Source organism: Dellaglioa sp. CoH-57-MRSF-16, assembly GCF_056782055.1.
Window position 1 is genome coordinate 1 of the sequence record NZ_JBXAXZ010000137.1, and the last position, 301, is coordinate 301.

Consider the following 301-nt stretch of genomic DNA (forward strand, 5'->3'; position numbering starts at 1 on the left):
ATTCCATCTGACCAGATAGACAAACCGGGCGGCGTTGCCGGCCTATCGTCAATTCCTAACGGTTCCAGCAACCCGACAGACAACTACGTACACGGGCGCATCAAGAATACAAAGCTTCCGCTTGGTGCTGTCTATATAGTGGGTAACTTCGATGCTAACGCCAACCACGTATCTCAGTACGCAGGTCTTAACACCATCGATACGAACACGGCGCTTTTGGCGAGCGGTATGCAGACCATCGATACCGGGTATAACGCAACCAATCCGTGCTACCAAACAGTTCCGGTAAACGGTTCGGCGT

Annotated in this window: 1 protein-coding gene; it reads left to right on the forward strand. The window is 52.2% G+C overall.

What is annotated here, in order from left to right:
• Positions 1-301, forward strand: a 301-nt coding sequence (locus tag AC1RPH_RS08185) for a hypothetical protein (RefSeq protein ID WP_481762091.1), incomplete at both ends; no start/stop codon positions are given.